We start from the raw sequence: 15,622 nt of genomic DNA on the forward strand, positions 1-15,622 counted from the left end.
GTTTTGTGAGGGCCAGCGCTCTTGCCCGGGTTTTTGACCCGCGGTCACGTGGGGCGCTAGACTCCCGGGCAATGTCGGAGTCGTCGTTCGCCCGCTATGGCCGCGAGTATGTGCCGGGCGACGTGCTCTTTCGTGAGGGTGACTCCGGCGACGTCATGTTCGTCATCCAGTCGGGCGCCGTGCGGATCACGAAGTCGGTCGCCGGCGAGGACAAGGTGCTCGCGGTGCTCGGGCCCGGCGAGTTCGTCGGCGAGATGGCGATCTTGAACGGCAAGCCGCGGAACGCGACGGCCACCGTGAGCGAGCCGTCCCGCTGCCTCGTGATCGACGCGCGGAAGCTCGAGGTCATGCTGCAGCGCGACGTCGAGATAGCGCTCCGTCTCCTCAAGAAGCTGGCGAAGCGGCTCGACGCGGCGAACTCGCTCGTCGAGATCCTCATGCACCGTGACCCGAAGGCGCGCGTGATGCTCGCGCTCGCGCGTCACGCCGAGGCCTTCGGGGAGGAGACGCCTGAAGGCATACGCGTCCGCTCCTCTCCCGAGGACATCGCGCGCGAGGTCGACGTCGAGCAAGAGACGGTGGACGAGGTGATGAAGCGGCTCCGCCGGCTGAAGCTCCTCTCGTACGGGCCGCCTGGACCCGCGGCGATCATGGTGACCGACATGCGCAGGTTCCGGGATTTCATCGAGTTCCTGGACATGCCGCAGAAGTTCGGCGGAGAGAGCTGAACCAGTGGAGCTGCGTGTCATCGGCTGCCACGGCGGGGAGACCCCCAGGCATCGCACGTGCGCGTTCGTCGTGGACGACATCCTCGCGATCGACGCCGGCTCGCTGACGAGCGGGCTCGAGGTGAAGGACCAGGCGCGGATCGAGGCGTGCCTCGTGAGCCACGCGCACCTCGATCACATCCGCGACCTGGCCACGATCGCGGACAACCGCTGCCAGCTCGGGTGCCCGCCGCTCGTGATCGCGGGCACGCGCGAGACGCTGCGCACGCTCAAGAAGCACTTCTTCAACAACGTGCTCTGGCCCGATTTCGCGGTGATCCCGAGCGCCGGGCAGCCGACCATCCAGTACCTCGAGCTCAAGCCGGAGCGCCCCACGCCGGTCGCCGGGCGGCTCGTGCGCGCGGTCCACGTGACGCACACGATCGACGCGTCGGCGTTCGTGATCGAAGGGGACGGCGGCGCGATCGCGTACAGCGGCGACACCGGGCCCACGGAGCGGCTGTGGGAGGTGCTGAACCAGCAGCAGGACCTCCGCGCGCTGCTGATGGAGGTCAGCTTCCCCAACCGGGAGCAGCGCCTCGCCACCGTGAGCGGCCACCACACGCCGCAGACGCTCGCCGTCGAGCTCCAGAAGTTCCGCGCGCCGAGGGATCTGCCGACGATGCTCTACCACATCAAGCCGGTCTTCCAGGCCGAGGTGGAGCGGGAGTGCGCCGCGCTGAAGGGGCTGAACCTGGAGGTCCTTCAGCTCATGGATCACTTCGTCCTGTAGCCGACGCGTAGCCAACGCATCGGCGCGGGGCGTCGCGCGCGGGTGATGGTGGCGCTGCGCTCGACGGGAGTGTGGCGCCGAGCTGCGCGGCCCGAGGGGGATGGCTCGCCGCTCCGAGCGAGCCGCGCAGGAGGTGAGGCCTGCGCGGCGGCGTCGGGGGCTCGCGCGCGACCGCAGCGCGGCGGCGCGGGCTAGCGGCTTTCCTGGGTGGGCTCGTCGTTGAAGGGGCGCTTGCCGTCGGGCACCTCTTCGACGCGGGCGAGGACGACCGTGATGTTGTCGGTGCCGCCGAAGTAGTTCGCCCGATCGATGAGCGCCTTGCACGCGGCGTCCAGCGAGCCGCTGGACATCACGAGCTCGAGGATCTGATCGTCGCTCACCAGCCCGGACAGGCCGTCCGAGCAGAGGAGGTACACGTCACCGTGCCGCGTCTCGTCCGTCACGAGATCGACGAGGACGTCCTCGCGGATGCCGAGCGCGCGCGTGATGACGTTGGCCGGCAGCTGCCGGACCTCCTCCTCGGTCATCCACGGCGCCATGTGCGCCGCGTCGCTGACGAGCGAGTGATCGCGCGTGAGCTGCGTGATCTGGCTGTCGCGCAGGCGATAGCAGCGGCTGTCCCCGACGTGGCCCACCGTCACGTGCTCGGCGTCCTTGGAGAACATCGCCGCCACGATCGTCGTGCCCATGCCGAAGTCGGCGAGCGTCTTCAGTGAGCGATCGAAGATGCGCCGGTTCGCCAGCCTGAGGCCGGTGACGACGTAGTTCTCCTCCTCGGTCAGGTTCGGATCGGCAGGGAAGGGCCAGGTGGCGTCCCTCCCCACCGTCACGGACAAGAAGTCCGAGAGGGTGCTCACGGCAAGCTGGCTCGCGACGTCGCCCGAGCGGTGTCCGCCCATTCCATCCGCCACGGCCACGACACGGTACTCCTCGCTGACGAGGAGGTTGTCCTCATTGTGGTCCCGGAGGAGCCCGGTATCCGTCATCCCGGCAAACCGGGTCCGCAACATGGGCAGAGAGTAGACGCGGAGCAGGGGGGCAGCGCAAGTTCAAGGCGAGGGCAAAGCTGAAATCCTGGGCCGGATCTCCCACAGCGGCCGCTCCATGGCCGCTGGAAGCGGCCGGCGGCAGGGGTAGAGGACCGTTCCGGAGGCGCCCGCTCGCCGGACACACTTTGCTCTTGAAAGATGGGAGAGGACGTGGGGTTCCCCGCCGCGCGGCATGCGCCGAGGCGACGAGCGCTCGAGCTCAGAGCCAGCTCTCGCCGATCGCGATCCCCGCCGAGGCCGCGATCGTCTCGGCGGCGCGCACGCCGCAGGCGTGCGCCTCCTCGAAGAGCGCCATCCCCGGCTGATCGACGTGAGCCCAGGCGACGCGCTCGGACAGCGCGCAGCGCGGCTCGAACGGCCGCGGGCCGAGGAAGCCTGGGCGCGGGCGCGGCATCGCGTGACCCCAGATCATGACGTCCATCCGCTCGACGTCGTCGCGCAGGTGCGGGTGCGCCGGCGCGAGATCGCGCAGCACGCCGTCGGCGAGCGACTCCCACGGCGCGCGGAGCAGCGCCGCGCGCGCGGCGGTGACGTCCGGCCCGCCGAACGCGCGGTAGTAGGTCAGCACGGTGCGCTGCACCGGCGTCGCGAGGCGCGACCGCTGCGTCGTCGCCGCCGCGAGATCGGTGAGCTGGTGGCGCGCGTCGACGTAGCCAAGCCCCTCGGCGCCGTAGAGGACGGAATCCCACGCGTGGTTGGGATCGATGGGCCGCTCGACGTGCAGGTTCGCCACGAGCCACGCCGACGCGACCCGCTCGGGCAGCTCGCCCGCCGCGCTCCCCGCGAAGATCCGGCGCACGACGAACGCCGGCGCCGCGACGATCGCCGCGCGGGCCTCGACGCGGCGCGCCTCGCCGCGCTGCACGTCGACGTAGTCGATCTCGACGCGGCCGCTCGGCTGCGGGCGCACCGACGTGACGAGCGCGCCGAGCGACACGCGCGGCGCCGCGCGCTCGAGAAGCGCCTTCACGAGCCGGCCGTTGCCCTCGGGCCAGATGAGATAGCGGCTGCCTGCGAGCTCGGGCGTGCGCGCCTTGCGCCCCGCGAAGTAGTGCAGCCCCGCCCAGGCCGAGATCTCCTCAGGCGCGCCGCCGAAGTCGTCGAGCATCGCGTAGCGCACGTACCAGCGCAGGAACGGCGTGCGGTACCCCTCGCGATCGAGCCACGCCGCCATGCTCATCCGGTCGAGCTGGAGGAGCTCGGGGTCGCGCGAGGAGCGCTCGATCGGGATCTGGAACGCCGGTCGCCCGTCGCTGCCGGTGAGCTCCGTGAGCTCCTCCTCGAGCGCGTGAAACCTCTCGAGCTCGTCCAGCGCTTCGCTCGAGAGCGCGTCGATCGGCGCGAGGCCGCTGTGCCACGCGCCCTCGTAGAACAGCCGCTCGCCCGGCGCGTGGCACAGCCGCCGCGGATCGAACGTGGGGCGCCCCGCCGCGTCCCACCCGGTGACGACGCCCATCTGCTCGAGCAGCCGCAGCGTCGCGCGCGCCTCGATGTTCGGCGCGGCGAGGTAGTGCGCGCCCCACGGATACGGCACGACGCCGTCGTCGCCCCACGCGCTCGTGCCGCCCGGCCTCGGCTCGAGCTCGAGGACCCGCAGATCGAGCCCGGCGCCGGCGAGCCGCCACGCGGCCGACAACCCGCTCACCCCGCCCCCGACGATCACGACGTCTGCGCGCTCGGCGGGGCCGCTCGCCGCGGGCAGCGAGCCGCCGCGGAGCAGGTGGCCCGCGCCGTGGGCCGCGCCCACGATCTCGCCGGCGAGCGGCGCGCGCCCCGGCGAGGCCGTGTGCACGACCCAGCCCGCGGCCACGGAGCTCAGGAAGCCGCGGCGGTTCACCGGATCACCGGGTCCACTCGGCCCACTCGCGCGTGTACACGGAGACGAGCTTCTGGTCGTTCAGCCGGTTGATCGGCGCCTCGACGCGGCCGAGATCGCGGGGGAACCGGAAGAGCTCCGGCAGGCCGCTCGAGTCGAGGTAGCGGAGCCTCGACGGATCGATCCGGAGGGCGCCAGGCGCGGCGAGCCCCTCGCCGCCCGCCAGGATGAAGCCCCACTCGCCGAAGCTCGGCACGTAGACGTGGAGCGGCGCGGTCTTGAAGCCGGCCGCCTCGAGCGTCGTCACGACGCACCAGAACGACTCGCGCGCGTAGTGGGGCGACGTCGCCTGGACGACGGCGAGCCCGCGCACGGAGAGCCGCTGCCGGAGCAGGTGATAGAAGGCGTCCGTGTACAGCTTGCCGACGGCGTAGTTGCCCGGATCGGGGAAGTCGACGATCGCGAGATCGAACGACTCGGTCGACTCCTCGAGGTACTTGAACGCGTCCTCGTTGCGGACGGCGACGCGCGGGTCGCGGAGCGAGCCCTGGTTCAGGTCCGCGGCGAGCGGCAGATCGCGGAAGGCGCCGGTGACCGCGCCGTCGAGGTCGACGAGCAGGATCTGCTCGACCGATGGGTAACGGAGCAGCTCGCGCGCGGCGAGCCCGTCGCCGCCGCCGAGGATCAGCGCGCGCCGCGGCTCGCGCCCCAGCGCGGCGACGGCCGGGTGCACGAGCACCTCGTGGTACCGGTGCTCGTCGTCCGACGAGAACTGGAGGTTGCCGTTCAGGAACAGGCGCGTCGTGCGCGGGCTCCTCGTGATGACGAGGCGCTGGTACGGCGACTGCGCCGCGTAGACGATGGGCGCCCCGAAATAGAGCGCCTCCGAGCGCTCGACGAACCGCGAGACGAGCGCGAAGGCGACCCCGAGCCCGGCGATCACGATCAGGCAGAGCGCCCGCAGCCGGACGACGACGGCGCGATCGAGCGGGAACAGGAACGTGCTCGTGAGCGCGACGGCCGCGTTGAGCATGCCGAAGAACAGGCTCGTCTGGTGGATCCCGAGGCGCGGCAGGAGGAGCGAGGGGAAGAGCAGGCTCGCGGCCAGCGCGCCGATGTAGTCGAGCGTGAGCACGCGCGCGACGAGCCGCTTGAGATCCAGCGAGAAGTTGAGCAGCCGGATGAGCAGCGGGATCTCGAGCCCCACGAGCATCCCGATGAGCAGCACGAGCGAGTAGAGCAGCGCGCGGAACGCCCCGAGCGCGGTGTAGACCCGGAAGAGCATCGGCGCGGAGAGCCCCCCGACGAGCGCGAGGCCGAGCTCGATCTCGACGAAGCGCTCGAGGAGCCGGCTCTCGATGTACTGGGAGAGGTACGAGCCGATCCCCATCGCGAACAGGTAAAGGCCGATGACGAAGCTGAACTGCGTCACCGAGTCGCCGAGGACGTAGCTCGCGAGCGTGCCGGTGATGAGCTCGTAGACGAGCCCCGACGTGGCGATGACGAACACGCTCGCGAGGAGCGCCGGGTGCACGAGCCGGGGCAGCGGCTGCGCTGCAGGGAAGGGCGCCGGAGCGTCCCCGGGAGGCGCGCCCCGAGCTCCCACAGGGCTCTCCTCGATGGCCGACATCGGCGCGGTCCTAGCACCGCTCGCGCTGGACCACAGCCTGTTCGGGCTCGCGGGCGCGCCTGAAACGCTTCCTCTTCCGTGGTCGAGGCTTCTAGTATGGTGCTCGCGTGAGCACGCCCTTCGACCGAGCAGCCGCGTGCCCCTCCTGCGGCGCGCCGATCACCTTTCGCTTCGCGGGCGCGATGGCGCAGGTGTGCAAGCACTGCAAGTTCGTCATCGCGCGCACCGATCGGGACCTCCGCGCCGTCGGGCGCGTCGCCGACTTGGTCGAGATTCCCACGCCCCTCCAGCTCGGGGTCACCGGGCGCTGGGGCAACGAGCCGTTCGTGGTCGACGGCCGCGTCCAGCTCGATCGGGCCAGCGCGCCGGGCGCGCCCTGGCAGGAGATCTTCATCGCGTTCCCGGCCAGCGGCCGCTGGACGTGGGTCGCCTTCGCCCAGGGGCGCTGGTACGCGACCACCGAGGCGCCGCTCCCGCTGAACGGGCTGCCGCAGTGGAGCTCCCTCCAGCCGGGCGGCCGTGTCCATCTCGAGGGGCACGGCATGTTCACCGTCGTCGAGGTCGGCCGCCGCCGCGTGATCTCCGCCGAAGGAGAGATGCCCTACGTCGCCGCGCCGGGCGTTGTGACGGGCTTCGTCGACATCGCGGGGCCGAGGGGCGAGTTCGGGACGCTCGATTACGGCGACGGGCGGACGACCCCGCCCAAGCTCTACCTGGGCCGGCAGATCGACCCGGCCATCATGAAGCTCGACACCGGCGCCCCTGTGGACCAGCCCACAGCGCAGGTGTCGGCCGTCGCGTGCCCGAACTGCGGCGGCAACCTGCCGCTCGCCGCGCCCGGCACCACGGAGCGCATCGTCTGCCGGTACTGCGGTACGGCGAGCGACCTCACGAAGGGCGCGCTCGTCGCGCTCGGCCAGGTCCCCAGGCCGCCCATGGAGCCGTACGTCCCGCTCGGCGCCGAGGGCCAGCTCCGCGGCATGCGCGTGCTCTGCATCGGCTTCGTCATCCGGGGCTGCACCGTGGAGGGCGAGCGTTACCGCTGGCGCGAGTACCTGCTCTATGGCGGACCGAGCGTCGGCTACCTGTGGCTCATGGAAGAGGACGGGGCGTGGCAGCTCGTGACGCCCCTCTCACCCGGCGAGGTCCAGCCGATGGGCTCGACGGCGAGCTATCAAGGGCGGACGTATGCGCTCAAGCAGAGCGTCCACGCCGAGGTGGAGTACGTCATCGGCGAGTTCTACTGGAAGGTCGAGATCGGCGAGGCGGTGCAGGCCACGGAGTACCAGGGCGAAGGTGGCAAGGTCAGCATCGAGCAGGCCCCGACCGAGGTGAGCGTGTCGTTCTGCTCACCGCTTCCAGGGAAGGAGCTCGCCGCCGCCTTCAACCTGCCACCCCCGCCGAGCCCCTCGTTCGGCGACGGGACGGGCGCCAGCGCCGGCAGGGTCGTCGTCATCGTCGTCGTCCTGATCGTCGTCCTCCTCATTCTCATCGCGCTCAGCGACTGCGGTGGAGGCGGCGGCGGCGTCATCTTCATTCCGAGCGGGGGGGGCAGCCCGAGCTTCGGCGGCGGGAAGTGATCCAGCTTCACTGCTCGATTCGGCTACGTGTGAAATGAACGGCCTGTGCCGGTGCATCTTTTGCGATCCCGGCTGGTGTCGAGTCGGGCACGTGCAGCACTGGACATGTCTATGTCCACCTCCGTGGAAAGGCGACATCGCGTCGAGGGGAGCGGTCGGATTCGGGCAGATGATGGTCGGTTTCGGGTATCGCCCAGCTCCGGGCGCCGCTGACGATCGAGTAATTTCAATGGCTTACACGCTGGCCCACGGCGGCCCGTGACGTGCAATGTGCCGTCCGACGCCGGCGGTGGACCGGCGGCGGAGGCCCATGCAAACCGTGAATTCGATCGACCCGCACGCACAGCTGCGCGCGCTCTACATCTCCCTGCTCCGACACCAGGAGCACTTCGACGAGTTCAAGCAGCTGCTCGCCCTCTACGTCGTCGCGCCCGAGGCAGATGAGGAGCCCGTGGACGCGGCCCGGATCCGCGCGCAGCTCAACAGCCGCATCCGCTCCTGGATCGGCGGCTTCTTTGATGGGCTGAGCGCCTCCCAGGTGCTCCAGTGGCGCGCGATCGTGGTCGAGGAGCGCTTCAACGTGTGCCTGTCGCCCTGGAAGGAGTCGAACGTCTATTGATGCTGCGGCGCAGGCGACAGGCGGGGTTGCACCGCCATCGGCGTACGTCTCACCGGCGCGGCTCTGCCCCGGTGCCATCTACCGGCGCCCGGAGCGCGCCACGCACCGCGAGCGCCGAGCCCGGCGCGCCGCGCCGGGCAAGGGAGGTGCCCGCGCATGGATGACGCCCTCTGGGTGGACGAGCTCTACAAGGCGTTCTGGCGGACCCTCCCCGGGATGCTGCACGCCGACGCGCAGGGGCTGGCCTACACGCTCGGCCTGTCGCCGTCGCGCGACGTGCCCTGGAGCGCCGTGTTCAGCAACGAGATCACGCTGGCCGCGCCCGCGCTGCTCGCGGAGGCCATGCCGGGCGTCCGCGGGGCCACGGTGCAGGACGCGCTCCTCGCGCACCTGCTCGCCGTCATCGAGGCGTTCGGCACCGATCGCATCAAGGACAAGCAGGTCCGCCCGACCTGGCAGCTCGAGGCCATCCTGGCGCACGCTCGGCGGGCGCGAGACGAGGCGCTCCGCCGCGTCGCGCCAGGCGTCGACGACCCAGCCATCGATTTCGCGCGCGCGGACGACGCGACGCTGTTCGCCATCGAGACCGAGCGCAGCCTCCTCGCGAGCGGCGGGCCCGCCGGCTTCAGCCGCTACTACGCGCTCTCTCTCGGCAAGCAGAGCGTCGGCTTCCCGGCGTCGATCGCCCTCGCGCACGCCGCCGGCTGGACGGCCGAGCGGCGCGAGGTGCTCGCGCGGCTGCTGTCATCGGTGTGGCTCGGGCTGCAGCTCCACGACGATGTCATGGACTGGCAGGACGACTACCAGCGAGGCGGCGCGTGGGCCGTCGTCCTGGCCTCGGAGCTCCGATCGCGCGCGCACGGAGAGCCCCGGGCCGAAGAGCGCGATCGGGAGCCTGCCTCGGATCCGCGCCACCGCGGCGCGGTCGCGTACGGACCGCTCGGCACGCCGCCCTGGGGGATCGCGGTGACGCCGAAGGCGCAGAGCGAGCCGCCGACCCCCGACGCGCCCTCGTCCTTGCTCCCCGTCCGCCGGATGGTCCTCGAGTCCGGCGTCCTCGCGGCGATGCTCGACGGCGAGCGCCGGTGCTTCCGCGCCGCGCGGCGGCGCGCCGCGGTGCTCGGCGCTCGCCGCGTCGCGGCCTGGGCGGAGGGGAGGGAGGGGCAAGCGCAGGAGCTCGCGCGGTGCGAGGCCGAGAGCCCCGGCTTCGCCAACCGCGCCCACGCGCTCAACGCCTGGGCCAAGGCCGTGCTGGCATGAGCCGCGGCCGCGGCGCGGCCGCGCGAGGGGGGGCGGGCTCTCCGGAGGAGGGGTCCGCGCGCGCGCGTCCGGCGCCCGGCCGCAAGAGCGCGCCGCCCCCCGCGTCATCCGCCGCGCCCAGGGCCCGCCCGCGGCGCCCGCCGTGGGACTTCGGCTATGCCCCGGTCCCCACCGCCGCCGGCGACGACGACGGCGGTCCCCTCGACGTCGTCGTCGCCTCGCGGTGCGCCATCGCGCCCGACGCGGTCGCCGCGGCGCTCGGCGCGCGCTGGTCTGGCGTCGCGGTCGAGCGCGTCATCGAACGGACGCCCATCTTCTGGCTCCGCGTCCGATCCCCCGACCGCGGGCGGCGCGCCGACGTCGCCGCGGCGCTCTCGGCCGCGGCGCTGCCGGTGCGCTACGTCGCGTCGGCCCGGCGCCCGAGCGCCGCCGTCGCCCCGCGCTTCGACGCGGCCGCCGGCGCCGCGGCGCGCCCGGAGGGTTGGACCGCGCGCAGCGCGTCGGTCGAGGACGAGCTCGTCACCCCGGGCCGCTGGTTCCTGCGCGACGAGGGCGGCGGGATCGGCGTCGATCGCCGCCGCTGCGGGGGCGGCGCCGGGATGCGCCTCGGGGTCATCGACGACGACGCCTGGACGGCTGACGAGCTCGGCCTCGAGCGCGAGGTGCTCGTCATGATGGAGCAGCCGCCCCGCAGCCAGGCGCACGGCGCGTTCATGGTCGCGTGGGCCGTCGGGGGCCGTCGCCCCGGCGGGTTCCGCGGCGTCGCGCCGGACGCGTCGCCCCGGCTCTACCTGATCCCGAAGCCTGGATCGTGCATCCTCGCCCTCCCGGTCGCGATCGTCCGGGCGGTCAGCGACGGCGCCGACGTCGTGGTGTGCGCCGCGTACGTCGAGGGCTCGACGACGCCCATGCTCGACGACGCGCTCGAGTTCGCCGCCCGCCTCGGGCGCCGCGGCCGGGGCTGTCCCGTCGTGTTCCCCACGGGCCGTGAAGCATCGAGCCCGCCCGAGTCGCTGCACGCGAGCTTCTCGCTCGGGTTCGGCGAGCCCGCGAGCGACCCGCGCGTGTTCTGCGTCGGCCCGGGCGCCCGCGGCGACGGGTGGTTCCTCTGGCGGGACCGCCGGGGGCGGAGCCGCCCCTTCGCCAACCGCGGCCCGGCGGTGCGGTGGCTCGCGCCAGGGGACGACCTCGCCTGCCCGCTCCCGTCCGCGTCCAGCGCGACCCCCGCGCTCGAGCGGCTCTGCCACGCCGAGTCGAGCGGGGCCTCGGCCCTCGCCGCGGGCTCGCTGCTCCTCATCCTGTCGCAGAACCCGTCGCTCCGCCTGCCCGAGCTCGACGCCCTCGTGATGCGCACGCTCGCCGCGGTGCCTCCCGCGGCGCCCGCGTCGGCCGAGCCGATCGCCGACCCGTGGGACGTGCTCCCCGATGGACGCGATCGCGACGGCCACAACGCCAAGCACGGCTATGGTCGCATCGACGCCGGTCGAGCCTGCCTCGCCGCCGGAGATCCGATCGCGCTCGCGCTGGTGCTCGTCGGCGAGGACGGCGCCGCGCGCATCTGGCACGACGCCCGCGCCGAGGGCCCGCTCGTCCGCCGCCTGTACTCGCGCCGCCTCGCGCGCTGGGCGGTCCGGGCGCTGCTCGCCGACCCGAGCCTCTGCCACGGCGTCTGCGCGCTCGTGCGCCATGCCCGCCTCACCGCGGGCGACCCCCGGCGCCGGCGCGCCCACGGCGCTGGCGCCGTGCTGCGGCAGCTCTCGCTCCTCGTCCGCGCCCTCGCCGCGAGCCGCGCGGCCCCGCCGCCCTCGCCGCGCGTGCGGGACGAAATCACCGCCCTGCTCGACCGGCTCGAGCGATCGGCGACCGACGCCGCCGCCGTCGCCTACGTCGAGTCGCGCTTCGGAGCGCTGGCAGACATCGTGTTCGCGGACGCCACGGACGGCGACGCGCACGAGGGCGCCGCCTGAACGCGCTGCCGTCCCGTCCCGTCGCGGCGTGATCCCGCTCTCATCTTCGCGGGAAAACGTAATAATCATTGCGTAGTAGCCCCGCTGGGGCGCCGGGATCGCCGGTGACGGGCGCGTTGCGCCCCCTCCGGCGCGCGAGCCCCGTTGGTTCACCCGGAGTTCCAGCGTATCGTGAGTGGCTGGCGGCGCAATTTGCGCGCCGTCGGCTCTCCCGATGCCCGCTATCGAGAATCGGCGTTGGCTCCTCGCGGTGGTCGTCCTCGCGGCGCTCGTGCTGGGCGGCTCGGGGATGAGGAGCGCTCTGAGCTGGTACGAGCGCCCGTTCCCTGGCGTGCTCGTCGATCCGGACGGCGTGGTCTCGAGCGTGGGCCTGCCGTCCTGGGAGGGCTTCCAGAAGGGCCTCCGGTACCCGGATCGCGTCGTCGAGGTCGACGGCTGGCGCCTCGAGAGCACCGCGGGGCGCTACCGCGCCAGCGCCTGGGACGCCGCGGTCGAGCGGGCGGCGCGCGAGGGGCACCGCTCGGTGCACGCCCGCGTCGAGACGGCGGAGGGGCTGCGCGACGTCGAGCTCTCCCTCGTCCCCTTCGACGCGCTCGCCTGGTGGTTCTACGCTGGCGGGCTGATGGTCGTCGCGTCGCTCTACGTGGGCGCCGCGCTCATCGCCCTCAGCGCGAGCCCCCACGGCAAGCTCGCCCGCGCCTTCGCGAGCGCCGCGCTGTTCGCCGCGCTCTTCCAGTTCGCGCTGTTCGACTACCACAGCTCGCGCCACCTCGTTCCGTTCTTCCACGTCGCCTACGCGCTCGTCCCGATGAGCTTCTTCACGCTGGCGCTGCGGCTGCCGGACGACGTCCCGCTCATCGCGCGCTACCCCGTCTTCGCGCGGATCGCGCACGGGCTGGGCGGCCTGCTCGCCGCCGCCCTGCTCGCCTCGCACGCTATGGGCTGGACCACCGTCGCGCTCCGGAGCGTCTGCGCGATCCTGTTCGTGGCGTCGTTCTTCTTCTTCGCGACCACGCTGATCCTCCGCTTCGTCGCGGCGGAGGGCGATCGCCGCCGCACGCTGCGCGCGCTGCTCCTCGCGATGGCGCCGCCGCACGTGGTGATCGCCCTCGGCTTCATGCTGGCCATGCTCGGCGCCCCGGCGTCGACGCTCGCGTGGTTCGCGATCCCCGCGCTCGCCCTCACGCCCGTCTCGAGCGTCGTCGCGTTCATCCGCTACGACCTCTGGGGGAGCCGCGCGCTCCTGTCGCGCCCGCTCACGCGCGTCATCATCGCCTGCATGATGGTCGCGCTCACGGTGATCCTCTGCTCCGCGTGCGCGGGGTACGCCGGCCTCCCGCTGCTCGGCGCGATCAAGGTCGCGGCGCCGGCCGCCGTCGTCAGCGCGGCGCTCGTCGTGTTTGCGCTCGGCGCCGGCGATCGGAAGCTCTTCCCGGCGCGCGCGGAGTACAAGCCCACCGTCGAGCAGCTCAGCGAGGAGCTGACGCTCGTCGCCGATCCCGACGAGGTCGCCTTCGCGGTCGAGCGCACGGTGGCCCGCTGGCTCTCCTGCGAGTGGGTCACCTTCCGTCGCATCGCGGTCGACGCGGCCGACGGCGCGAGCGCGGGCAACGCCGGCGCCGCGCCCAGCGAGCCGGCGCCGAGGGCGGACGAGTCGAGCGGCGAGCGGGTCATCGAGGTCGAGCGCTCCGACGCGAGCGCGAGCGCGAGCGAGCTGTCGCTGACCGTCATGTTCCGAGGCCAGCTGCTCGGCGTCCTCGAGGTGGGCAAGAAGCGCGGCGGCGCCCTGTTCACGAGCGAGGATCTCGACCTGCTCCGCACGATCGGCAACCAGGCCGCGCTCGCCATGGCGCACGCCCACAGCTACGCGGAGCTGGAGCGGCGGCGGCGGGAGCAGGCCGCCGCGTGGCGCGACGAGCGCGCGGCGCTCATCGAGACGCTCGCGGCCGAGATCACCCACGAGGTGCGCTACCCGATCAACTTCTTCCGCTCCGTGTTCAAGCGCGGATCGAGCAACCAGAGCCTGGACGCCGAGGAGGTCGACATCGGCTGCGAGGAGGTCGAGCGCCTCGAGCGCCTCGTGATGGGGCTGCGCCGGGTGACGCACAGGAAGCTCGAGCGCCGCCGCCTCGCGGTCGAGGAGCTCGTCAGCCGGGCGGAGATGCTCCTGCGCGATCAGCTCGGCAAGCGGCGGATCGAGGCGCGCGTGAGCGCGGGATCGAGGCTCCGCTGCGATCCCGATCAGGCCACGCAGGTGCTCGTCAACCTCCTCTCGAACGGCCTCGACGCGGCTGGCGACAAAGGGACGATCGGGGTCATCTGGGAGACCACCGAGAGCGGCGCCGAGCTCGTCGTGTGGGACACGGGGCCCGGCATCTCGGGAGACGCGTCGCGCCTCTTCGCGCCCTGGTACACGACGAAGCCCCGTGGGACCGGGCTCGGGCTCGCCATCACGCACCGCATCGTCCGGGCCCACGGGTGGTTGATCGAGCCGGAGCGGCGCGACGGCACGACGCGGTTCGTGATCTCGATCCCCGCCGCCGATGTCTCCATGACCGCGGAGGAAGAGGTCGCGTGAAGATCCTGATCGTCGATGATCAGCGGAGCGGCCGCCGCACGCTGCGGCAGATCCTGGCCGCGCTCGACGAGGTCGAGGTGCTCGAGGCGGTCGGCCTGGACGACGCGATGGCGGTCGTGGAGCGGAGCGCGCCGGACCTCCTGCTCCTCGACGTGCGCCTGTCGGACGATCCGCGCGACCGCGGCGGCCTGGAGATCCTGCGGCGCGTGCGGGCCTCCGGGCGGAGCACGCCTGCGCTGATGGTCACGTCGGTCAGCGAGCTCTCCGAGATCCGGGAGGCCATGCGCCTCGGCGCGCAGGACTACGTGCTGAAGGACGAGCTCTGCCCGGAGATGCTCCTGCCGATCATCGAGGGGCAGCGCGAGCGGCTGCTCCTGAAGGGCGAGGTGGTGCGGCTCCGCGAGCGGGTCGACCGCACGTTCGGCACGAAGGCGCTCCTCGGCTCGTCCGCGGGGATGGAGCGCGTCCGCCGGATCATCGAGCGGGTCGCCGAGTCGAACAAGACGGTGCTCATCCGCGGCGAGACCGGCAGCGGCAAGGAGATGGTCGCCCGCGCGCTGCACGAGATGAGCTCGCGCCGCGGCGAGCCGTTCGTCGCGGTCAACTGCTCGGCGCTGCCGGGGACGCTCATCGAGTCGCTCATCTTCGGGCACGAGCGCGGCGCCTTCACCGGCGCCGAGAAGCGCATGCGCGGCCAGCTCGAGCTCGCGGGCGCGGGCACCATCCTGCTCGACGAGATCGCCGAGATGCCCGGCGAGCTCCAGGCGAAGCTCCTCCGCGTCGTCGAGGATCGCCGCTTCCGCCCCCTCGGCGCCGAGTCGGAGATCCCGCTGCGCGCCCGCGTCCTCGCCGCGACCCACGTCGACCTGGAGAAGCGCATCAGCGAGGGGCGCTTCCGGGAGGACCTCTTCTACAGGCTCAACGTCGTCACGGTGCACGTCCCGTCGCTGGCCGAGCGCGACGCCGATCTCATCGAGCTCCTGCTCGCGTTCAGCGCGGAGCTCCCGCGCAAGCTCCGCTACACCGACGACGCGATCGCGTGGCTGGTCCGGCGGTCCTGGCCCGGCAACGTGCGTGAGCTCCGGAACGTCGTCGAGCGGCTGGCGCTTCTCGCGGACGACGATCTCATCGACGTCCCCACGCTCGAGGAGCTCGCGCGCGAGCGGCCGGTCGTGGACGCCACCGCGGAGATCGACCGCCTGGCGCGCGCCCTGCTCGCGCTGCCCGAGCGGCTGGGATCGAAGCTCCGCGTGATCGAGCGCGCGGTGCTGCACCACGCGATCGAGAGCTGCGGCGGCAACAAGGCGGCCGCGGCGCGCCTCATCGGCGTCGATCGGAAGATGCTCGAGCGGCGCTGGGATCGGCACACCGGCGAGGAGCCGCCGAGCAGCCGGCGGATGTCGCTGCCGACGCCGACCGCCGCGCGCCACCTCTGCGAGGAGCCGCCGAGCAGCCGGCGGCACACGCCCGCGAACGGGACGCGGCACCTCGGCGAGGAGCTATCGGGCAACCGCAACCAGACACCCGCGAACTTGCCGCGGTACGTCGGCGAGGAAGCGCCGACCACCCGCCGCCAGGTGCTGCCGCCAGGCCACGACGACGCCTGAGCGGCGCGGCGCCACC

At 72.7% G+C, this 15,622-nt stretch carries 11 protein-coding genes; 8 read left to right on the plus strand and 3 right to left on the minus strand.

Features of this window, described 5'->3' with window-relative positions; all coding sequences use genetic code 11:
- Window positions 1-71 precede the first annotated feature (71 nt).
- Together WME79_RS15880 and WME79_RS15885 are read left to right on the plus strand one after the other, a co-directional pair.
- On the plus strand, window positions 72-728 hold the full coding sequence (locus WME79_RS15880; RefSeq protein ID WP_437536126.1) for a Crp/Fnr family transcriptional regulator: 657 nt from the start codon (window positions 72-74) through the stop codon (window positions 726-728).
- A gap of 4 nt (window positions 729-732) precedes the next feature.
- The gene (locus WME79_RS15885) at window positions 733-1,500 is read left to right on the plus strand and encodes an MBL fold metallo-hydrolase (protein ID WP_437536129.1); all 768 of its coding nucleotides are present in this window, start codon (window positions 733-735) and stop codon (window positions 1,498-1,500) included.
- A gap of 191 nt (window positions 1,501-1,691) precedes the next feature.
- Here WME79_RS15885 and WME79_RS15890 read toward each other — a convergent pair whose 3' ends face one another.
- The 3 genes from WME79_RS15890 to WME79_RS15900 form a co-directional block, all read right to left on the minus strand.
- Window positions 1,692-2,510, minus strand: coding sequence for a PP2C family protein-serine/threonine phosphatase (locus WME79_RS15890; protein ID WP_012235416.1), 819 nt, complete (start codon window positions 2,508-2,510; stop codon window positions 1,692-1,694).
- 238 nt (window positions 2,511-2,748) lie between these two features.
- The gene (locus WME79_RS15895) at window positions 2,749-4,386 is read right to left on the minus strand and encodes an FAD-dependent oxidoreductase (RefSeq protein ID WP_437536132.1); all 1,638 of its coding nucleotides are present in this window, start codon (window positions 4,384-4,386) and stop codon (window positions 2,749-2,751) included.
- 4 nt (window positions 4,387-4,390) lie between these two features.
- Window positions 4,391-5,995, minus strand: a complete 1,605-nt coding sequence (locus tag WME79_RS15900) for a polyamine aminopropyltransferase (protein ID WP_437536135.1) — start codon at window positions 5,993-5,995, stop codon at window positions 4,391-4,393.
- Between the two features lie 107 nt (window positions 5,996-6,102).
- On the opposite strand from WME79_RS15900, the gene WME79_RS15905 reads away from it, so the two are divergent.
- The 6 genes from WME79_RS15905 (at window position 6,103) to WME79_RS15930 (ending at window position 15,606) form a co-directional block, all read left to right on the plus strand.
- Window positions 6,103-7,575, plus strand: a complete 1,473-nt coding sequence (locus tag WME79_RS15905) for a DUF4178 domain-containing protein (RefSeq protein WP_437536138.1) — start codon at window positions 6,103-6,105, stop codon at window positions 7,573-7,575.
- A gap of 310 nt (window positions 7,576-7,885) precedes the next feature.
- Window positions 7,886-8,194, plus strand: coding sequence for a hypothetical protein (locus WME79_RS15910; RefSeq protein ID WP_437536141.1), 309 nt, complete (start codon window positions 7,886-7,888; stop codon window positions 8,192-8,194).
- A 156-nt stretch (window positions 8,195-8,350) separates the two neighbouring features.
- A complete protein-coding gene (locus WME79_RS15915; RefSeq protein ID WP_437536143.1) occupies window positions 8,351-9,454 on the plus strand; it encodes a hypothetical protein in 1,104 nt (367 codons plus the stop codon).
- Window positions 9,451-11,421: a S8/S53 family peptidase gene (locus WME79_RS15920; protein WP_437536145.1), complete on the plus strand. Its 1,971-nt coding sequence runs from the start codon at window positions 9,451-9,453 to the stop codon at window positions 11,419-11,421. The genes WME79_RS15915 and WME79_RS15920 overlap by 4 nt, the downstream gene beginning before the upstream one ends.
- A gap of 214 nt (window positions 11,422-11,635) precedes the next feature.
- Complete coding sequence (locus WME79_RS15925; protein ID WP_437536147.1) at window positions 11,636-13,999, plus strand: ATP-binding protein; 2,364 nt, start codon at window positions 11,636-11,638, stop codon at window positions 13,997-13,999.
- Window positions 13,996-15,606 carry a sigma-54-dependent transcriptional regulator gene (locus WME79_RS15930; RefSeq protein ID WP_437536150.1) on the plus strand — a complete coding sequence of 537 codons (1,611 nt, stop codon included), beginning with the start codon at window positions 13,996-13,998 and terminating at the stop codon, window positions 15,604-15,606. The genes WME79_RS15925 and WME79_RS15930 overlap by 4 nt, the downstream gene beginning before the upstream one ends.
- The last annotated feature ends 16 nt before the right edge of the window (window positions 15,607-15,622 follow it).

Origin of the sequence: Sorangium sp. So ce726 (assembly GCF_051521405.1) — a bacterium.
Classification (GTDB): Bacteria; Myxococcota_A; Polyangia; order Polyangiales; family Polyangiaceae; genus Sorangium.

What these genes read in the sequence shown, in the direction of transcription:
- WME79_RS15880 (WP_437536126.1), top strand. Translation starts at nt 72, where the DNA reads ATGTCGGAGTCGTCGTTCGCCCGCTATGGCCGCGAGTATGTGCCGGGC.
- WME79_RS15920 (WP_437536145.1), top strand. Translation starts at nt 9,451, where the DNA reads ATGAGCCGCGGCCGCGGCGCGGCCGCGCGAGGGGGGGCGGGCTCTCCG.
- WME79_RS15925 (WP_437536147.1), top strand. Translation starts at nt 11,636, where the DNA reads ATGCCCGCTATCGAGAATCGGCGTTGGCTCCTCGCGGTGGTCGTCCTC.
- WME79_RS15915 (WP_437536143.1), top strand. Translation starts at nt 8,351, where the DNA reads ATGGATGACGCCCTCTGGGTGGACGAGCTCTACAAGGCGTTCTGGCGG.
- WME79_RS15910 (WP_437536141.1), top strand. Translation starts at nt 7,886, where the DNA reads ATGCAAACCGTGAATTCGATCGACCCGCACGCACAGCTGCGCGCGCTC.
- WME79_RS15900 (WP_437536135.1), bottom strand. Translation starts at nt 5,995, where the DNA reads ATGTCGGCCATCGAGGAGAGCCCTGTGGGAGCTCGGGGCGCGCCTCCC.
- WME79_RS15890 (WP_012235416.1), bottom strand. Translation starts at nt 2,510, where the DNA reads ATGTTGCGGACCCGGTTTGCCGGGATGACGGATACCGGGCTCCTCCGG.